We start from the raw sequence: 16,924 nt of genomic DNA, 5'->3' as shown, positions 1-16,924 counted from the left end.
GGTCTTCCATGTCGGCATCCGATAACCGTTCACGCATTCGTGGCAACCGGAGGAGCACCGTGCGGACTTCAGCACGCAGACGAGCAGTTGGATCACAGGGGCGCCGTACCGGCGTCGTCGTCGGACAGGGCATAGCCGCGCTGCTGGCCACGGCGGGCCTGATGGCCACCGCCGTGCCGGCAGCGCACGCGGACTCCGCGTCGGCCGCCCCCGCCGCGTCCGACACCACGCCGGGCAGCGAGACCGACACCCCCTCGCTCGTCACCGGTCTGCACGAGGAGGTCGCCGCCACCGGCAGCGCGGCCGACGCCGCCCGGGGCCACCTCAAGGCCAAGAAGGGCCGCTACCACATCGCGGACACCTCGGCGAAGGACCTGACCTCCGTCGGGACCACCACCGGGAAGGGCGGCAAGGAGACGGTCCGCCTCCAGCAGAAGTACAAGGGCGTCGAGGTCCTCGGCGGCCAGTACGTCGTCCGGATGACCAAGAAGGACGGCAAGCGCGCCGTCACCGGCACCTCCGGCAACTACTTCACCAAGCTGAGGCTGGGCACGGTCACCCCGAAGGTCTCCGAGAAGACCGCGATCGAGCGCGCGGTCGGCGCGGTCTCCTCGCAGCTCGGCGGCGGCCTGCTGCACGCCCCCGGCAAGGACGGGAAGGCGGCCGCCCTTGCCGGCCAGGCCGGCGACCTCACGATCCTGCCGCAGGGCACGGGCGTGCTGACCCGCCACATCACGGTCACGGGCACCAACCCCGCGGACGGCACGGCCGTCAAGCAGGAGGTGTACATCGACGCGCACTCCGGCTTCCCGGTCATGCAGTACAGCGGCATCCAGTCCTTCGGCGCGACCGGTGGCGCCGCCGGCGGAGCGGGCAGGACCGGTTCGGTCCCGGACGCCGCCGCTCCGATGGCCGCCCCGTCGTTCGTCGTCAAGGGCTCCGGAGTCCGGTACAACGGCCAGAAGGTCGACCTCAACCTGTACAAGGGTGCCGACGGCACGTACCAGACCTACGACTACGGGTTCCGGGACGCCGACAACCCGTACGAGGGCCCGCTGCTCCAGACCTGGGACGCGAACGGCGCCGACGTCTCCAGCGCCTCCGGCGTCTGGCCGGCCGCGGCCAAGATCGTCAAGTCGGCCACCCCCGACCTCGGGGCCGAGTACACCAACTCCGGTGTGGTGGACGCCCACTGGGCCGCGAACAAGGTCTACGGGTACTACAAGGACCACTTCGGCCGTAAGGGCTTGGACGACAACGACGGGTACATGTACTCGATCGTCGGCGTCACCGCCAACGGCAAGTCGTACGACAACGCCTTCTGGGACGGCACCAAGATGGTGTACGGCAAGGGCGGCGGCGACTACCGCACCTTCTCCGCGGACACCGACGTCGTCGGCCACGAGATGACGCACGCCGTCACCCAGCACTCCGCGAACCTCGTCTACGCGGGCCAGTCCGGCGCGATGAACGAGGCCATCTCGGACTACTTCGGCAACGCCATCGACCTGGAGGCCAACGGCCAGTCGATGGACGACCCGGACTCGGGCCTGCTCGGCGAGGACCTGTGCACCACGGCCGGCCCGCGCGAGTGCGCCCTGCGCGACCTCAACGACGGCGCCACCACGTCGAAGGACTTCCTCGGCGTCAGCTACCGCGGTGACAACGGCGGCGTGCACCTCAACTCCACGATCTTCTCCGGCGCCCTGTGGGACATGCGCCAGGACCTCGGCGCCGACCTCGCCGACCAGATCGTCTACCGTGCCCTCACCGCGTACATGACCCCCCTCGACGGCTTCACCGAGGGCCGCGCCGCGGTCATCGCCGCCGCGCAGGAACTCGGCGCCACCAAGGCGCAGCTCAAGATCGTGAAGCGGTCCTTCGACGCCCACGGCATCGTGCCCGGCTGGGAGAAGGCGCTCGGCGTCGACACCGACACCATCCTCTCCAAGGTCAACATCGCGGGCACCGGCCTCGGCGCGGCCGCCGGCAAGTACGCCATCTCGCGCTCCAACGAGGAGGGCAGCGAGCCCTATTCGGTGTGGGTCGGCAACACCGACGGCAAGGGCAAGCCGCAGCTGGTCAGCCCGAACAACGGCAACTACAACGTGTACGCCGACACCGACGGCAAGAACGTCGCATGGGCGGAGTTCGGCCCGACGTCCGTCAGCCTGCACGTCCGCCCGGTCAAGGGCGGCGTGGACAAGGTCGTCGGCGGCGTCGGCGCCAACGTCAACGCGGTGGCCATCGACGGGAACTACCTCGTCTACACCTACGTCAATCCGAGCACCGGGATGACGCAGGGCCGCTACATCGACATCCGCACCTCGCAGACCAAGGAGCTCTACACCAACCCGGTCGGCTCCACGGCTCTCCCCTCCGTCCACGACGGCAAGATCGCCTACGCCAAGCTGTACCCCGAGCCCGACGGCTACAAGCTCGGCATCGAGGTGCTGGACACCGCCACCGGCAAGACCACGCTGATGCCGATCGACAAGGCCAAGGTGTACGGCGTCGGCCAGACCGCCGTCACCGACGACGGCGTCTTCTGGATCGAGGACAACGACGTGACCGACGCCGGCGAGGCCGCGGTGCGCCGCGCGGACTTCGACGGTACGAACCCGGTCACCGTGACCCCCGAGTCCGGCCCCGGCGCCCTCCCCGCCTACTCGCTGACCGCCTCGGACGACGCGGTCTCCATCACCTCGCTGCCGCCGGCCACCTCGTACGACAACGCGACCCTGCCGAAGCTCTACCAGGTCGACCCCGACGGCAGGACCGCGCCGCAGCGCGTCTCCTGCAACCGCGGCGACCAGGTCTTCGGCGCGGCCGACGAGGGCGACCGAGTCCTGTGGCTGGACGGCACGACCGGCTTCACCAACCTGGTCAAGCGCGACCGCCCGGCGGGCAAGTGCTGACCTGACCCAGTAATACCTGAGCGGCCGGACCCCTGTCGGCGGGGGCCCGGCCGCTCGTGCGTTCACGCCAGATGCCGCGCGAGCCTGGCGCCGGGATCCAGGTGGTGATGCCGTCGCCCTCTGTACGGCCATGGCCGTCCGCGACCAACGAGGCTTCGATCCGGGCCGAGTTCAGGACCGGCGGGACGCGTCGCGATACCCGCGCAGCCGCAGGCCGCGTGCGGCGGGTAGCCCGGCCAGGGTGTCCGCGAAGGCGCAGCGGTGGGGCGTCAGCGGGCGCCAAGGGCGCGGTGGCAGGGGGTAGTCGTCGCGCAGCACGCCTTCCGGGAGCACCCCGGTCGCGGGCATCGGCGAGGTCTCGCCCGGGTGGGCGAGGTAGGCCCAGACCCCGCTGTCCAGCGGGACCACCGAGTCCTCGTCGCCGCGTGGGCGCCACGGCGCGCCCGTAAGGGGATGGCGGGGGACGAGGAGGACGTCGGGGCGGGGCCGGGGTGTGCGGACCCCGGGACCGGCCAGCCCCACGGACCGGGCTCCGGGCCCGGCGGGGAGGTAGTGGTCGACGGCATGGCCCAGCAGGTCGGCGACGGGGCCGGGAGGAAGGGCCACCGGCCGCCCCTCGGTGGCCGCCACGAGGTGGGCCAGCGCCACCCCGACCGCCGCCTCCCAGCGGCGACTCCACGACCCGTCGGGCTCGACGGGCGGGACGCGGTGCTCGGCACGCTCCAGATCGGCCCAGCCGGGAGCTGGACCGGCCGGCCGCCCCGAGGCGCGTCGGGTGACCGCGTCGGGCTCCAGCCACACCGCCTGCCACAATCCGCAGTCGTCCATGCGGGTGGCCACGGCCCGCCCGCACCCCTCGCATGCCAGATTGGGACCGCCCCGCCCGTCCAGGCCCCGGCAGTAGCCCTCACACCTCTCGGGGATCAGGGCCATGGACCGGGAGTCACCGGGCGCGATGACGATCCGGTCCCGCGCGCCGAAGGAGACCGAGTAGACAGGGGCGTAAACACCCTGCTGCGCCGCCTTGTCCTCTCCGACCTCCGCCCACAACTTCCAGGGCGGTCCGGTGGGCCGGGGGTCCACGGCGTACGTGGCAGCCTCCATCAGCGGCGGATGGAGTTCCTCCCAGGCTCCGTAGTGCGCATGGACGGGGAGGGCGACCCGGGACACCGGCGCCGTCAGCTCCGTACCGCACGCGACACACACGAACACATCCAAGCGGTTCCCCTCCGCCACAGCTCCCGGTCGCCCCCCGAACGCCCGGAGGGGTACGACCGCCGAGCGGTCGTACCCCTCCGGAACAGGGCCGGGAGATCAGGCCTTCTTGGTCTCCCAGAAGATCTTGTCGATCTCCGCGATCAGGTCGAGCGCCTTCTGGCCCGTGGCCGGGTCGTTCGAGCCCTTGGCGGCCGAGAGGGCCTTCAGGGTGTCGTTGACCAGCTGGTGCAGCTCCGGGTACTTCTCGAAGTGCGGGGGCTTGAAGTAGTCGCTCCACAGGACCGAGACGTGGTGCTTCGCCAGCTCGGCGCGCTGCTCCTTGATCAGGACCGCGCGCGTGCGGAAGTCCGCGTCCTCGTTGGCCTGGTACTTCTCCTGGACGGCCTTGACGGACTCCGCCTCGATGCGGGCCTGGGCCGGGTCGTACACGCCGCAGGGCAGGTCGCAGTGGGCGCTGACCTTCACCTTGGGGGCAAACAGGCGGGAAAGCATTGAGCTGTCCTTCCTCGTGATCGTCTTCTCAGGTGGGACATTACTCCGTGAGAAGCCTGTTTTCGCGAGTGCCCCCAGGGGCTTAGGCCAAAAGTCCGGGATGAGTGTGGGTCCCGTGGCCGAATGTACGAAACCCTGTGAGGAACGGAGATGAGGGAGGTGCCGGACGTGCCGGAACCGGCCGAAGAGCAGCAGCCCGCGCGCGGGCTGGCGGGGCGGGTGCCGTTCCAGGTGGTGGAGGTGACGGGGCCCTCGATGGTGCCCACGCTCTACCACGGGGACTGGCTGCTCGTGCAGTACGGGGCGCCGGTGCGCCCCGGTGACGTGGTGATTCTGCGCCATCCGTTCCAGCAGGACCTGCTGGTGGTGAAGCGGGCCGTGGAGCGGCGGACCGGGGGCTGGTGGGTGCTGGGGGACAACAGTTACGCGGGCGGGGACAGCACGGACTACGGGACCGTGCCCGAGGAGCTGGTGCTGGCCCGGGTCCGCGCGCGGTACCGGCCGCTGACGAAGGATCAGCGCTCGGTGCGCGGGGTGGTGACCTGGGCGGTCTCCGCGCTGCGCCCGGTGTCGGCGGCGCGCTCGGTCTCCAGGCGCTTGCGGGCCCGGTAGGCCGCCACGTTCGCCCGGGTCGCGCAGCGGTCCGAGCAGTAGCGGCGGGAACGGTTGGTCGAGGTGTCGAGGTAGGCGTTGCGGCACGGCGCGGCCTCGCACAGTCCGAGCCGGTCCACGCCGTACGAGGTGAGGTGGAAGGCCAGGCCCATGGAGGCGATCGCGGCGTACCCGGCGGTCGCGTTGGACGGGTGGTCCGCCAGATGCATGTGCCAGTCCGGCCTGCCGTCCGCGTCCCGTTCCTCGTGCCCGGAGATCTGCGGGCTGACCGGGAACTCCATCAGCAGCGAGTTCAGCCGGTCCACCGCCAGCCGCTCGTCCCCGGTGTCGGCCGCCTCGAACACCGCGCGCAGCCTGGCCCGTACGGAACGGAACCGGGTCACGTCCGCGTCGGTCGCCCGCCGGGCCGCCTGGCCGCTCGGGCCGAACAGCTCCCGGACCGCGTCGACCGAGGTGAGGGCGTCCGTGTTCCGGGCCGGCTGCTCGGTGTTGACCAGGCGCACGGCGTAGTCCGCGTAATAGGCCAGTTCCACGAGGTGTCCTTACGGCGTCGGTCCAGCGGTGGTGCGAAGCGGGCGTAATGGGTCGCTCAGCGTACAGGGTATTACGGGGGAGGGGCGGGGCGTCCGGGAGGCCGCGGTGCCGCCCGAAAATATCCCCGTACGCGTGCAACCCGCCGTGCCGGCCACCGCACTGGAAGGGTGAGACGGTCCGCGCCCGCGGGCCGGGGGAAGGACAACCGGATGCGGAGCGATGACCACGCCGCGCTGCACGCCTTCGTGGAGGGCAGGCGCACCGCCCTGTTCCGCAGCGCGTTCCTGCTCTGCGGCGACCGCCACGAGGCCGAGGACCTGGTCCAGACGACCCTGGTCAAGGTGGTGCTGGGCGGGCGGCGGCACGGGCGGCTCGACAACATCGAGGCGTACGCGCGCAAGACCCTGGTCAACACCTTCATCGCGGGCCGCCGCCGGTTCTGGCGCCGCGAGCAGGCGTACGGGGAGCTGCCCGAGCGGGCCGTCGAGGCACCCGACACCGACACCGGCCTGGCGGTACGGGCGGCGCTCGCCCGGCTCACGCCCAGGCAGCGGGCGGTCCTGGTGCTGCGCTACTGGGAGGACCTGAGCGTCGAGGCCACGGCCGCGACGCTCGGGATGCGGGAGAACACGGTCAAGAGCCACACGGCTCGGGGGTTGGCGGCGCTGCGCGCCGAGATGGCGGAGGTATCGGTATGAGTGACGTGCGTGAGCTGCTGGGGAAGGCCGCCGACGAGGCCGGACGGCCCGTCATCAGCACGGAAGCGGTGTTCGCCAAGGCGGCCCGGGTGCGGTGGCGGCGCCGCGCCGCTGTGACGGCGACGGCGGTGTGCGCGGTGGCGGCCGGGGCGTTCGTCGTGCCCCAGCTCACCTCGGGACCGGCCTCCCCGCGGACCTCGTCCGTGGGGTCCCTGGCACAGGAGTCCGGTGAGTCGCCGCGGGACGTGCGGCTGCTCAAGCTGTTGCCGCATCTGACCGGCACCGTCGAAGAGGTGTCGTTCGCGGACATCATCAAGCATGTCTCGCCGCCGCCGCCCGAGCCCGCCAGGACCGGGCCGCTCGACGGGCAGTACGAGATCCGCCAGGACGGCGGCGTCGGGTATCTGACCATCGACGTCATGGACGCGAAGGCCGTGCGGAAGAAGCTCGGCGGCGGGGCGCCGGTCGCGAACCTGTGCAAGCCTACGAACGGCGAGCCGGCCCGCGACAACTGCGTCCGCGAGGAGCTGTCCGGTGGCCGGGTGCTCACCATCTGGAGCGACGACATGGACTACGGCGACGGCACCCCGCAGTGGGGGCCGGAGCTGGCCGCCCGGCTCACCCTGGCGGACGGCTCGCAGCTCGGCGTACGCGACAGCACCGGCTTCGAGGCCGACATCGTCCGGGGGCCGCTGCTCAAGACCCCGCCGCTCACCCGCGCCCAGCTGCGCGAGCTGATGCTGCGTCCGGAGCTGCTGCCGAAGCGGTGACGCCGCCCGCACGGAAGAAGGGCGGTACGGACCACGGGGTCCGTACCGCCCTTCCGGTAATCCCTACAGCACCTTCGACAGGAACGACTTCGTCCGGTCGTGGTGCGGGTTGGTCAGGACGTCGCGCGGGTGGCCCGACTCGACCACCACGCCGTCGTCCATGAAGACCAGCGCGTCGCCGACCTCGCGGGCGAAGCCCATCTCGTGCGTGACGACGATCATCGTCATGCCGTCCTCGGCGAGGCCCCGCATCACGTCGAGCACGTCACCGACCAGCTCCGGGTCGAGCGCCGAGGTGGGCTCGTCGAAGAGCATCAGCTTCGGCTCCATGGCCAACGCCCGGGCGATGGCCACCCGCTGCTGCTGCCCGCCGGAGAGCTGCGAGGGGTAGTTCCCGGCCTTGTCGCGGAGGCCGACCCGGTCGAGCAGCCGCTCGGCACGGGCCCGGGCGACCGCCTTGGCCTCGCGGCGCACCTGGACGGGCGCCTCCATGACGTTCTCCAGGGCCGTCATGTGCGGGAACAGGTTGAAGCGCTGGAAGACCATGCCGATGTCCCGGCGCTTCAGGGCGACTTCGCTGTCCTTGAGCTCGTAGAGCTTGTCGCCCTTCTGGCGGTAGCCCACCAGATCCCCGTCGACGTACAGCCGTCCGGCGCTGATCTGCTCCAGGTGGTTGATGCACCGCAGGAACGTCGACTTGCCGGAACCGGACGGGCCGATCAGGCAGAAGACCTCCCGCGGGGCGACCTCCAGGTCGATGCCCTTGAGGATGTGCGCGGCGCCGAAGGACTTGTGGACGCCCTCGGCCTTCACCATCGCGGTCATGCGATGCCTCCCTTCGGGCGGCCCACCGAGAGCACGGTGGCCCTCAGTTTCTGGAACGGGGTCGGCGGCAGGCTGCGGCTCGATCCACGCGCGTAGTACCGCTCCAGGTAGTACTGCCCGACGCTCAGCACCGAGGTCATGATCAGATACCAGGCGGCGGCGAGGAAGTACATCTCCACCGGCGCCCCGGACGCCTGCCCGATGTCCTGGGCGTTCTTGAAGAGTTCGTAGAACTGCACCGCCGCCACCAGCGAGGTCGTCTTCAGCATGTTGATGACCTCGTTGCCCGTGGGCGGCACGATCACCCGCATGGCCTGCGGGATCACGACGCGCCGGAGGGTCTTGGCGTGGCTCATGCCCAGCGCGTGCGACGCCTCGGTCTGGCCCTCGTCCACCGAGAGCAGACCGGCCCGGCAGATCTCCGCCATGTACGCGGCCTCGTTGAGGCCGAGCCCGAGCAGCGCCGTGAGCAGCGGCGTCATGAAGCTGGACCAGTAGTCCTTGTAGATCGGCCCGAGGTTGATGTACTCGAAGACCAGCCCAAGGTTGAACCACACGAACAGCTGCACCAGGACGGGCGTGCCCCGGAAGAACCAGATGTAGAACCACGCGATGGACGAGGTCACCGGGTTCTTCGACAGCCGCATGACGGCGAGCAGGACGCCGCCGACCACGCCGATCAGCATCGACAGGGCGGTGAGCAGCAGGGTCTGGCCCACACCGTCGATGATGCGGTCGTCGAAGAAGTAGTCCGGGATCGCACCCCAGTTGATCTTGCCCTGGCTGAAGGCGTAGACGAGGGACGCGAGTACGGCGATGGCGACCAGCGCCGCGACGTACCGGCCGTAGTGCCGGACCGGGATGGCCCGGATGGCCTCCGGTGCGGGTGCCGCCGCCGTGGCGGAGGATGCGGGCGGCTCGTCGGCCGGTCCCGTCTTCTTGATGTCAGTCACGGCTGATGCCTTTCAGTGCCGGATCGGGTCAGGACCCGCCGTTCACCTTGGCCTCGGTGACCGCACCGGCCTCGACGCCCCACTTGGCGATGATCTTGTCGTACTCGCCGTTCTTGATGATCTCGTCCATGGCCGCCTTGATGGCCTGGGTCAGCTTGTCGTTGCCCTTGGCGACGGCGATGCCGTACGGGGCCGCCTCGACCTGGTCGCCGACGATCTGGAAGTCCTTGCCGCCGCCCGAGGTCTTCACCGCGTACGCGGCGACCGGGAAGTCGGAGGAGCCGGCGTCGGCGCCGCCCGAGCGGATACGGGTCTGGGCCTCCAGGTCCGTGTCGTACGGCTCGATGGCGATCTTCTTGCCGCCGGCGCACTTCTTGGACTCGTCCTTGGCCAGGTCGTGCGAGACGGTGTTGCGCTGGACGGCGATCTTCTTGCCGCAGAGGTCGGCCCAGGTCTTGATGCCCTGGTCGTCGCCCTTCTTGGTGTAGATCGAGACACCGGCGGTGAAGTAGTCGACGAAGTCGACGCCCTCGCCGACCTTCTTCTTCGTCTCCGGGTCGATGCCCTCCTGGCGCTCCTTGCTGTCCGTCATCGCCGACATCGCGATGTCGTAGCGCTTGGCGCGCAGGCCGGTGACCAGGGTGTCGAACGTGCCGTTCTCGAACTTGAACTCGACGCCCAGCACCTTGCCGAGCGCGGCGCCGAGGTCGGGGTCGATACCCACGGTCTTGCCGGACTTGTCCTTGAACTCGACCGGCGGGTAGGCGATGTCGGAGCCGACGCGGATGACGCCCTTGGACTTGATGTCCGCGGGGAGCAGGTCGGCGGGGGAGGACGTACCGGCGGAGGCGCCGGTGCTCGCCTTGGTCGACCCGGAGTCGTTGTTCTTCGTCTGGTCGCCGCAGGCGGTCAGCAGCATGGTGCCGGCGACCGCGATGGCGCCGACCGCGGCGATGCGGGTGGTCGCGGTCGTACGACGGGTGGAGCGTGCGGTCATGTTCGGGTTCCTCCGGCAGGTGGGGACGGTTCGCCAGGCGGTAATGGCACACGGCGTCGGGTGTCGCCGCCTTGTGTGATTACGGCATGTTGCCATGCGGATTAGCCCGAACAGGGGGCCCGGCATGTCAAAATCGGGTAACGGGCGATCCCCGAACCTCTTGAGGCCGGTACACCAAGGCCGGACCTTTTATGGGGTTTGCTTCTTATGACCGGAGGATCTGCGGCGCGTCTCGCGTGCCGGACTCAGGTCCGGCACGAGGCTGACCTGTTGAAATGGCAGCCCACTATGAGTCATGTCACGGAGCGCATATGGACTCGTCCGTGACCAGGTCCGTCCGGTAAGAAAGACCTTTACACCCCTCATCCGGGGCTCAGGGCGCGTGTGCGGCGCGCCCGCGCGTACGCAACACCCCCTGCCGGGGCGGGCCAACCGCCGGGCGCAGGGCGCGTACGCGGGTCCGCCCACCCCTCCTCAACCAGGAGTGGCCACCCTCAAACGATGAAGACTTAAGGGGTCAACACCATGGCAGCGGAGATCGTCAATCCTCGCAGCGACAGCAGTACCGACAGCGGTATCGACAGCACCACCGACGAGCCGTTCGATCCGGCCTTCGCGCTCCACCGGGGCGGGAAGATGGCCGTGCAGTCCACCGTCCCGATCCGGGACCGGGACGACCTGTCCCTCGCGTACACGCCGGGCGTGGCGAAGGTGTGCAGCGCGATCGCGGAGCGGCCGGAGCTGGTCCACGACTACACCTGGAAGTCGCAGGTCGTCGCCGTCGTCACGGACGGCACGGCGGTGCTCGGCCTCGGCGACATCGGTCCCGAGGCGTCCCTCCCCGTGATGGAGGGCAAGGCCATCCTCTTCAAGCAGTTCGGCGGGGTGGACGCGGTGCCGATCGCGCTCGCGACCACCGACGCGGACGAGATCGTGGAGACCGTCGTCCGGCTCGCCCCCTCCTTCGGCGGGGTGAACCTGGAGGACATCTCGGCGCCGCGCTGCTTCGAGATCGAGCGCAAGCTCCAGGAGCGGCTGGACATCCCGGTCTTCCACGACGACCAGCACGGCACGGCCGTCGTCACGCTGGCCGCCCTGCGCAACGCCGCGAAGCTGTCCGGGCGCAGCCTGGGCGACCTGCGCGCGGTGATCTCCGGCGCCGGTGCGGCGGGCGTGGCCATCGCCAAGTTCCTGCTGGAGGCGGGGCTCGGCGACGTGGCCGTCGCGGACCGCAAGGGCATCGTCAGCCGGGACCGCGAGGACCTGACCGACGTCAAGCGCGAGCTGGCGGAGCTCACGAACCGGGCGGGCATCTCGGGCCCCCTGGAGGTCGCGCTGGCCGGCGCGGACGTCTTCATCGGCGTTTCCGGCGGTACGGTGCCGGAGGCGGCGGTCGCGTCGATGGCACCGGGGGCCTTCGTCTTCGCGATGGCCAACCCGAACCCGGAGGTCCACCCGGCCATCGCCCACAAGTACGCGTCCGTCGTGGCGACGGGGCGGTCGGACTACCCGAACCAGATCAACAACGTGCTGGCCTTCCCCGGGATCTTCGCGGGGGCGTTGCAGGTGCGGGCTTCGCGGATCACGGAGGGGATGAAGATCGCGGCCGCCCAGGCGTTGGCCGACGTCGTCGGCGAGGAGCTGGCGGCGGAGTACGTGATTCCGTCGCCGTTCGATGAGCGGGTTGCTCCGGCGGTGACGGCCGCGGTGGCCGCGGCGGCCCGCGCGGAGGGCGTGGCCCGCCGCTGAGGCGTTGCGGGGGCTCTGCCCCCGTAACCCCCGCTCCTCAATCGCCGGAGGGGCTTACAAGTAGCCTCGCCGGCGTTTGAGGCGCGGGGTCCGGGGCGGAGCCCCGGAATCAGCGGCGCGCGTCACAGTCGCAGGCGGTTACGCGTCGGTACGGTGACGCCTATCGTCGGCGGCATGTTCGCCGCCTACGCAGCCAGCCTCGACCCAGCCCACCCCCTCAACGGCCTGGAGCTGGGCGACCGCCCGGCCCCGCAGGACCGGCCCGGGTGGACCACCGTGGACGTCCGGGCCGCTTCCCTCAACCACCACGACCTCTGGTCCCTGCGCGGCGTCGGCCTCGCGGAGGACAAGCTTCCGATGATCCTCGGGTGCGACGCCGCCGGGGTCGACCAGGACGGCAACGAGGTCGTCCTGCACTCCGTCATCGGCCAGACCGGGCACGGCGTCGGGCCCGACGAGCCCCGGTCCATCCTCACCGAGCGCTACCAGGGCACGTTCGCGGAGCGGGTCACCGTTCCCACGTACAACGTGCTGCCGAAGCCCAAGGAGCTGAGCTTCGAGCAGGCCGCCTGCCTGCCGACCGCCTGGCTCACCGCGTACCGGATGCTGTTCACCAACGCCGGGGTGCGCCCCGGGGACTCCGTGCTCGTGCAGGGCGCCGGCGGCGGGGTCGCGACCGCCGCGATCGTGCTCGGCCGGGCCGCCGGGCTGCGGGTCTACGCCACCAGCCGCGACGAGGCCAAGCGCAGGCGGGCCGTCGAGCTGGGCGCCGTCGAGGCGTTCGAGGCGGGCGCCCGGCTGCCGCACCGGGTGGACGCCGTCATCGAGACGGTCGGCGCCGCCACCTGGTCGCACTCCGTCAAGTCGCTGCGCCCCGGCGGCACCCTGGTCATCTCCGGCGCCACCAGCGGCGACCGCCCCTCGCACGCCGAGCTGACCCGGATCTTCTTCCTGGAGCTGAAGGTCGTCGGCTCGACCATGGGCTCCAAGGACGAGCTGGAGGACCTGCTCGCCTTCTGCGCCACCACCGGCGTCCGCCCGGTGATCGACGCGGTGCTGCCCCTGGACCGCGCCCGCGAGGGCTTCGAACGCCTCGCGGCGGGCGACCAGTTCGGGAAGATCGTACTCACTGTCAACAACGGTTGACGCGGCCGTGGTGTCAATGTAAGTTGACATCATGACCGAAGCAACGGATCTCGCCGAGCGGGCGGGCGACCGCGACCCCCGGGTGGGGCTGCGGTCGGTCGCCGCGCTGCGGCGGCTGCTGGAGCAGCTGGAAGCCGTACAAGTCAGAAGCGCCCGCGCCAAGGGCTGGTCGTGGCAGGAGATCGCGGCCGAACTCGGCGTCAGCAGGCAGGCCGTGCACAAGAAGTACGGGAGGCATTGATGTTCGAGCGATTCACCAAGGACGCCCGCGCCACGGTGACCGGCGCCGTGGACCATGCCGGGCGGACCGGGGCCTCCACGGTCACCGGAGAACATCTGCTGCTCGCCCTCCTCGACCAGGAAGCCGGCCGCGCCTCCTTCGCGCTCACCGCGCTGGGCCTCGTGGACCGTAGGGAGTCCGTGGAGGCCGCGCTCGCCGAGGCCCGCAGGCGCGGCGGCATGAGCAGGGCCGACGTCGACGCCCTCGCGGACATCGGCATCGACCTCACCGCCGTCGTCTCGCGCATCGAGGAGGCGCACGGCGAGGGGGCCCTGCGGGACGACGGCGGACGCCGACGCCGCGCGGGCCGCCCGGCCTTCTCCCGGGAGGCGAAGAAGGCCCTGGAGAAGTCGCTGCGCGTCGCAGTCGGGCGCGGCGACCGGTTCATCGGCGGTGAGCACCTCCTGCTGGCCCTCACCGCGACCCCCGGCCCCGTCGCCGACGTGCTCGCCGAGCACGGGGCGACGTACGCCTCCGTCGAACGCGCGCTGTACGGGGACGGCGGCGCGGACGGCCAGGAGCGCAAGGCGGGCTGACCCGACGGGAACGGGCCGGGCAGGCTTACGGGGGCCGGGCGACCGGCCCCCGTAAGCGCACTTCCTGCCCTACTTCTCCCCGTCCCCCCGCAGCACCGCCCCCACCTGCGCCGCTGCCGTCGCCAGGTGGCGGCGGACCTCCGCGAGCTGGGCCTCCGTCACCCCGTGGTCCCGCGCCGCGTCGCGGATCTCGTCGCGGAAGCGGTCGAGCAGCCGGTCCAGATCGCGGGCCGGGTCGCCGGTGCCGCCCGCGTCCCTGCCCCACTCGGGGTCGGCGTTGGCGGCGTCCGGCTTCGCGTACGGCCCCCAGCTCCCCGTACCGGCGAAGCCGCCCAGCCGACCGGTGATCTCGGCCAGGCCCTCGCGGACCCCGGCCGGCCAGTCGCCCCGGGCGAAGTGCTCCTGGACCTGGCGGGCGGCCTGCTGCATCTGCTCGCGCGCCCGGTCCTGGGCCTCCTTCGCCTGGCGGCGGGCCTGCTGGGCGTCCTGGCGGGCGCGCCGGGACTCGTCCTTGGCGCGGCGGGCCTGCTCCTTCCACTCCTGCTTGGCCTTGCGCAGCTCGTCCTTGGCGGTGCGCCATGCCTCGTGGTCGCCGATGTCGCCGAAGGGCGCCTTGGTGCCGGGGGCGGCGCCGGGAACGTGGCGCGACTCGTCGGCCGCCGCCCGCATCTCGCTGCGCAGCTTGCCCGCGGCGCCGCGCACGTCGTCGCGCATCTCGGCGGCCAGCTCGGAGACCGACTCCCGGATCTCCAGCTCCAGATCGGCCAGCTCCCCGGTGCGGTCGGCGAGTTCGGTGCGACCGGCGTCGGTGATCGAGTAGACCTTGCGGCCGCCCTCCGTGGCATGCGTGACCAGGCCCTCGGCCTCCAGCTTGGCCAGCCGGGGGTAGACCGTGCCGGCCGAGGGCGCGTACAGGCCCTGGAAGCGCTCCTCCAGCAGGCGGATCACCTCGTAGCCGTGCCGGGGCGCCTCGTCCAGCAGCTTGAGGAGGTACAGCCGGAGACGGCCGTGGGCGAATACGGGGGGCATGTCAGAGCACCTTTCCGGTCGGCTCGGCGTCGTACGGTTCCTCGTCGGCCGGGGGTCGGCGCAGCAGCGCGATCGACCCCGATACGGTCGTCGCGCGCAGGGTGCCGGTGCCGGAGCCCAGCGTGCCGGTGATCTTCTTCGCGCCCCACTGGCCGCTGACCCGCAGGTCCTCGAAGCCGTTGGAGACGGAACCGCTCGCGGTGTTCGCCTCCACCCGGGCGTCGGCCGGGTGCGGCAGCCGGATGGCGATCTCGCCGGAGACCGTGGTCAGCCGGATGTCCGTGGGCTTCCCGGTCGGGTCCAGGTCGAGCACCATGCCGCCGCTGACGGACTCCGCCTTCACGGAGGCGCCCGCGCCCTCGACCACCGTCAGTTCGCCGGAGACCGACTTGAAGCGCAGGTCCCCGGTGACGGACTGGGCCTCGATGCTGCCCGACACGGTCTCCGCGCCCACCGGCCCGGAGAGCTTGACGAGCGTGGTGTCACCGGTGACGCCGCGCACCTCCGTACGGCCCCGGACGCCGGAGACGAAGGCCCCGGCGCCGACCACGCCGACCTCCACCGAGGAGCCGGCCGGGACGGCGAGCGAGACGACCGCGGTGCGGCGCCACTCCTTGCGGTCGAACCACTTCAGCAGGTTCTGCCAGGCCAGGTCCTCGTACGCCACGGTCAGGACGCCGTCCTCCTGCGTCACGACCAGCGGCGGGCCCTCGATGGCGGAGACCTCCAGGCGCGCGGTCGGCTCGTCGGTGCCGACCACGTTGACCGTGCCGTTGACGATGCGCACCTTCAGCGCGGTCACGGGCTCCTCGAAGGCCAGTTTCCGAGGCTCGGCGACGGACCACGTCGAGACAGGCATGGATCTGACCTCCCGATAGCACTGGCGACGCAACATATCGCGTCTCTTGAAGAACACGATATATCGCGGGTTCGGGAAGTCAAGAAAACGGGCGGGAGTGCGGGCGGGCAGGGTGCACAAAACCCCACAAGCCTGGGCAAGGTGTCCTACGGTGTGAGGCATGGACGCGACCTCCCCCGTGGGTGCCCTGCTGCTGTGCCGGACCGTGCCGGACGCCGTGCGCCCCGTCGCGCAGCTGCTGCGCGAACCGCTGCTGCTCGCGCCGGCCGGACCGGGCTGGAGCGCGCTCGTACCGGAGGGGGAGCCCTGGCAGGGCGGGCGCCGGGCCAGGGCCGGGGAGGGGGAGCGGGCCGAACCTGTCGACCGGGTGCTGGGCGGCTGGGCCACCGCGCTCGCCGTCGGCTCCACCTGGCCGGTGCTCGCGCTGTGGTGGGACGCCGACCGGGCCGGATACACGCTGGCCTCGGGATTCCGCCGCCCCGTGGGCTACGTCTGGCTGGCGGACGGCACCCCGGCCGGCGAGGACGAGGCCATGCGGACGTTCGCCGAGCGGCTGGGGCTCGACCCCGTACTGGACGTGCAGTCGCTCGAAGCGCTCACCCGCCCCGACCCGGACGCCGACGCCCGGGCCCGGCTGCGCGGGCTGGTCGCCGTCCTCACCCGCACCGGTCTCGCGCTCCCGGCCGGGTTCGGCGCGGGCGAGGACTGGGAGGACGCCGAGCGCATCGAGTGGCCCGGCTGGCGCGACGCGGTCCGGGTCGACCTGGGCGCGGTGGAGAGCAGTCGGCTCGGACCGTGGGTGCGGGGCCCGCGGGCGCGGGCGCTGGCGGGCCTCCAGCTCGCGGCCGGACTGCCGCTCGCCCTGTGGGGAGCGGCCCGGCGCAGCGGCGGCTGGGCCTTCGCCGGGGCGCTCCTGATGGCGCACGGGGCGCTGGGACTCGCGTACGACCGCGTACGCGAGGGCCGCCCCGGCGGGGAGTGAACCGGCGGGGAATGAACCGCCGGGGAGTGACCCCTACTCGTCCTCGTCCTCGTCGTCCAGACGGGCCAGCCAGGTGGCAAGGCGCTCGACCGGCACCTCGAAGTCGGGATTGAGATCGACGAACGTACGAAGCTGCTCGGCGAGCCACTCGAAAGTGACCTCCTCCTCGCCTCGCCGCTTCTCCAGCTCCTCGATACCGCGGTCGGTGAAGTACATGGCTCAAGTCTAGGACGGCCTTCGCGCACCTTGGGACGCCTCCTCGTCGAACCAGCCCGCATCCGCCGACTACGGCCGTTAATCTGCGGGTAGTTGGCGAAACGGGGGGT

At 71.4% G+C, this 16,924-nt stretch carries 18 protein-coding genes; 9 read left to right on the top strand and 9 right to left on the bottom strand.

Features of this window, described 5'->3' with window-relative positions; all coding sequences use genetic code 11:
• Positions 1 to 59 precede the first annotated feature (59 nt).
• A complete protein-coding gene (locus NEH16_RS10110) occupies positions 60 to 2,918 on the top strand; it encodes a M4 family metallopeptidase (RefSeq protein ID WP_265541248.1) in 2,859 nt (952 codons plus the stop codon).
• A gap of 171 nt (positions 2,919 to 3,089) precedes the next feature.
• Here NEH16_RS10110 and NEH16_RS10105 read toward each other — a convergent pair whose 3' ends face one another.
• Positions 3,090 to 4,136: a hypothetical protein gene (locus NEH16_RS10105; protein ID WP_430523747.1), complete on the bottom strand. Its 1,047-nt coding sequence runs from the start codon at positions 4,134 to 4,136 to the stop codon at positions 3,090 to 3,092.
• 96 nt (positions 4,137 to 4,232) lie between these two features.
• On the bottom strand, positions 4,233 to 4,628 hold the full coding sequence (gene sodN, locus NEH16_RS10100) for a superoxide dismutase, Ni (protein ID WP_073963998.1): 396 nt from the start codon (positions 4,626 to 4,628) through the stop codon (positions 4,233 to 4,235).
• Between the two features lie 150 nt (positions 4,629 to 4,778).
• Between sodN and sodX the strand changes: the two genes are divergently transcribed.
• Positions 4,779 to 5,240 (top strand): nickel-type superoxide dismutase maturation protease, encoded by a 462-nt coding sequence (gene sodX / locus NEH16_RS10095; protein ID WP_265541246.1) that lies wholly within the window; start codon positions 4,779 to 4,781, stop codon positions 5,238 to 5,240.
• Here sodX and NEH16_RS10090 read toward each other — a convergent pair.
• Complete coding sequence (locus NEH16_RS10090) at positions 5,144 to 5,773, bottom strand: CGNR zinc finger domain-containing protein (RefSeq protein ID WP_073963996.1); 630 nt, start codon at positions 5,771 to 5,773, stop codon at positions 5,144 to 5,146. The two genes, sodX and NEH16_RS10090, sit on opposite strands and share 97 nt — an antisense overlap.
• Before the next feature lie 210 nt (positions 5,774 to 5,983).
• On the opposite strand from NEH16_RS10090, the gene NEH16_RS10085 reads away from it, so the two are divergent.
• Both NEH16_RS10085 and NEH16_RS10080 read left to right on the top strand, forming a co-directional pair.
• The gene (locus tag NEH16_RS10085; protein ID WP_073963995.1) at positions 5,984 to 6,472 is read left to right on the top strand and encodes a SigE family RNA polymerase sigma factor; all 489 of its coding nucleotides are present in this window, start codon (positions 5,984 to 5,986) and stop codon (positions 6,470 to 6,472) included.
• A complete protein-coding gene (locus NEH16_RS10080; RefSeq protein ID WP_265541243.1) occupies positions 6,469 to 7,242 on the top strand; it encodes a hypothetical protein in 774 nt (257 codons plus the stop codon). Before NEH16_RS10085 ends, NEH16_RS10080 begins: the two co-directional genes overlap by 4 nt.
• Before the next feature lie 63 nt (positions 7,243 to 7,305).
• On the opposite strand, the gene NEH16_RS10075 is transcribed toward NEH16_RS10080, so the two are convergent.
• From NEH16_RS10075 to NEH16_RS10065, 3 genes are read right to left on the bottom strand one after another with little or no spacing between them, the layout of a single operon-like run.
• Entirely contained in the window at positions 7,306 to 8,067 is a 762-nt protein-coding gene (locus tag NEH16_RS10075; RefSeq protein ID WP_073963993.1) for an amino acid ABC transporter ATP-binding protein, read from the bottom strand.
• Entirely contained in the window at positions 8,064 to 9,020 is a 957-nt protein-coding gene (locus NEH16_RS10070) for an amino acid ABC transporter permease (protein WP_073963992.1), read from the bottom strand. The genes NEH16_RS10075 and NEH16_RS10070 overlap by 4 nt, the downstream gene beginning before the upstream one ends.
• 28 nt (positions 9,021 to 9,048) lie before the next feature.
• Positions 9,049 to 10,017 carry an ABC transporter substrate-binding protein gene (locus NEH16_RS10065; RefSeq protein ID WP_265541240.1) on the bottom strand — a complete coding sequence of 323 codons (969 nt, stop codon included), beginning with the start codon at positions 10,015 to 10,017 and terminating at the stop codon, positions 9,049 to 9,051.
• 525 nt (positions 10,018 to 10,542) lie between these two features.
• Between NEH16_RS10065 and NEH16_RS10060 the strand changes: the two genes are divergently transcribed.
• From NEH16_RS10060 to NEH16_RS10045, 4 genes are all read left to right on the top strand, one after another.
• Positions 10,543 to 11,766 (top strand): NAD(P)-dependent malic enzyme, encoded by a 1,224-nt coding sequence (locus tag NEH16_RS10060; RefSeq protein ID WP_265541238.1) that lies wholly within the window; start codon positions 10,543 to 10,545, stop codon positions 11,764 to 11,766.
• 174 nt (positions 11,767 to 11,940) lie between these two features.
• A complete protein-coding gene (locus NEH16_RS10055; RefSeq protein ID WP_073963989.1) occupies positions 11,941 to 12,912 on the top strand; it encodes a zinc-binding dehydrogenase in 972 nt (323 codons plus the stop codon).
• A 31-nt stretch (positions 12,913 to 12,943) separates the two neighbouring features.
• On the top strand, positions 12,944 to 13,153 hold the full coding sequence (locus NEH16_RS10050) for a helix-turn-helix domain-containing protein (protein ID WP_018102716.1): 210 nt from the start codon (positions 12,944 to 12,946) through the stop codon (positions 13,151 to 13,153).
• Positions 13,153 to 13,728, top strand: coding sequence for a Clp protease N-terminal domain-containing protein (locus tag NEH16_RS10045; protein ID WP_265541235.1), 576 nt, complete (start codon positions 13,153 to 13,155; stop codon positions 13,726 to 13,728). The genes NEH16_RS10050 and NEH16_RS10045 overlap by 1 nt, the downstream gene beginning before the upstream one ends.
• Positions 13,729 to 13,797: 69 nt before the next feature.
• Here NEH16_RS10045 and NEH16_RS10040 read toward each other — a convergent pair whose 3' ends face one another.
• Together NEH16_RS10040 and NEH16_RS10035 are read right to left on the bottom strand one after the other, a co-directional pair.
• The gene (locus NEH16_RS10040; protein WP_265541233.1) at positions 13,798 to 14,757 is read right to left on the bottom strand and encodes a PadR family transcriptional regulator; all 960 of its coding nucleotides are present in this window, start codon (positions 14,755 to 14,757) and stop codon (positions 13,798 to 13,800) included.
• Between the two features lies 1 nt (position 14,758).
• Complete coding sequence (locus tag NEH16_RS10035) at positions 14,759 to 15,616, bottom strand: DUF4097 family beta strand repeat-containing protein (RefSeq protein ID WP_265541231.1); 858 nt, start codon at positions 15,614 to 15,616, stop codon at positions 14,759 to 14,761.
• Between the two features lie 160 nt (positions 15,617 to 15,776).
• Here NEH16_RS10035 and NEH16_RS10030 point away from each other — a divergent pair, with 160 nt between their 5' ends.
• Positions 15,777 to 16,598: a hypothetical protein gene (locus NEH16_RS10030; RefSeq protein WP_265541229.1), complete on the top strand. Its 822-nt coding sequence runs from the start codon at positions 15,777 to 15,779 to the stop codon at positions 16,596 to 16,598.
• Between the two features lie 33 nt (positions 16,599 to 16,631).
• On the opposite strand, the gene NEH16_RS10025 is transcribed toward NEH16_RS10030, so the two are convergent.
• A complete protein-coding gene (locus tag NEH16_RS10025; protein WP_003961784.1) occupies positions 16,632 to 16,814 on the bottom strand; it encodes a DUF6104 family protein in 183 nt (60 codons plus the stop codon).
• Between the last annotated feature and the right edge of the window lie 110 nt (positions 16,815 to 16,924).

The sequence above is a fragment of the Streptomyces drozdowiczii genome (assembly GCF_026167665.1).
Taxonomy (GTDB): Bacteria; Actinomycetota; Actinomycetes; order Streptomycetales; family Streptomycetaceae; genus Streptomyces; species Streptomyces drozdowiczii_A.
Note: the sequence above shows the minus strand (reverse complement) of the source record. Positions and strands in the feature narration are given on the sequence as shown.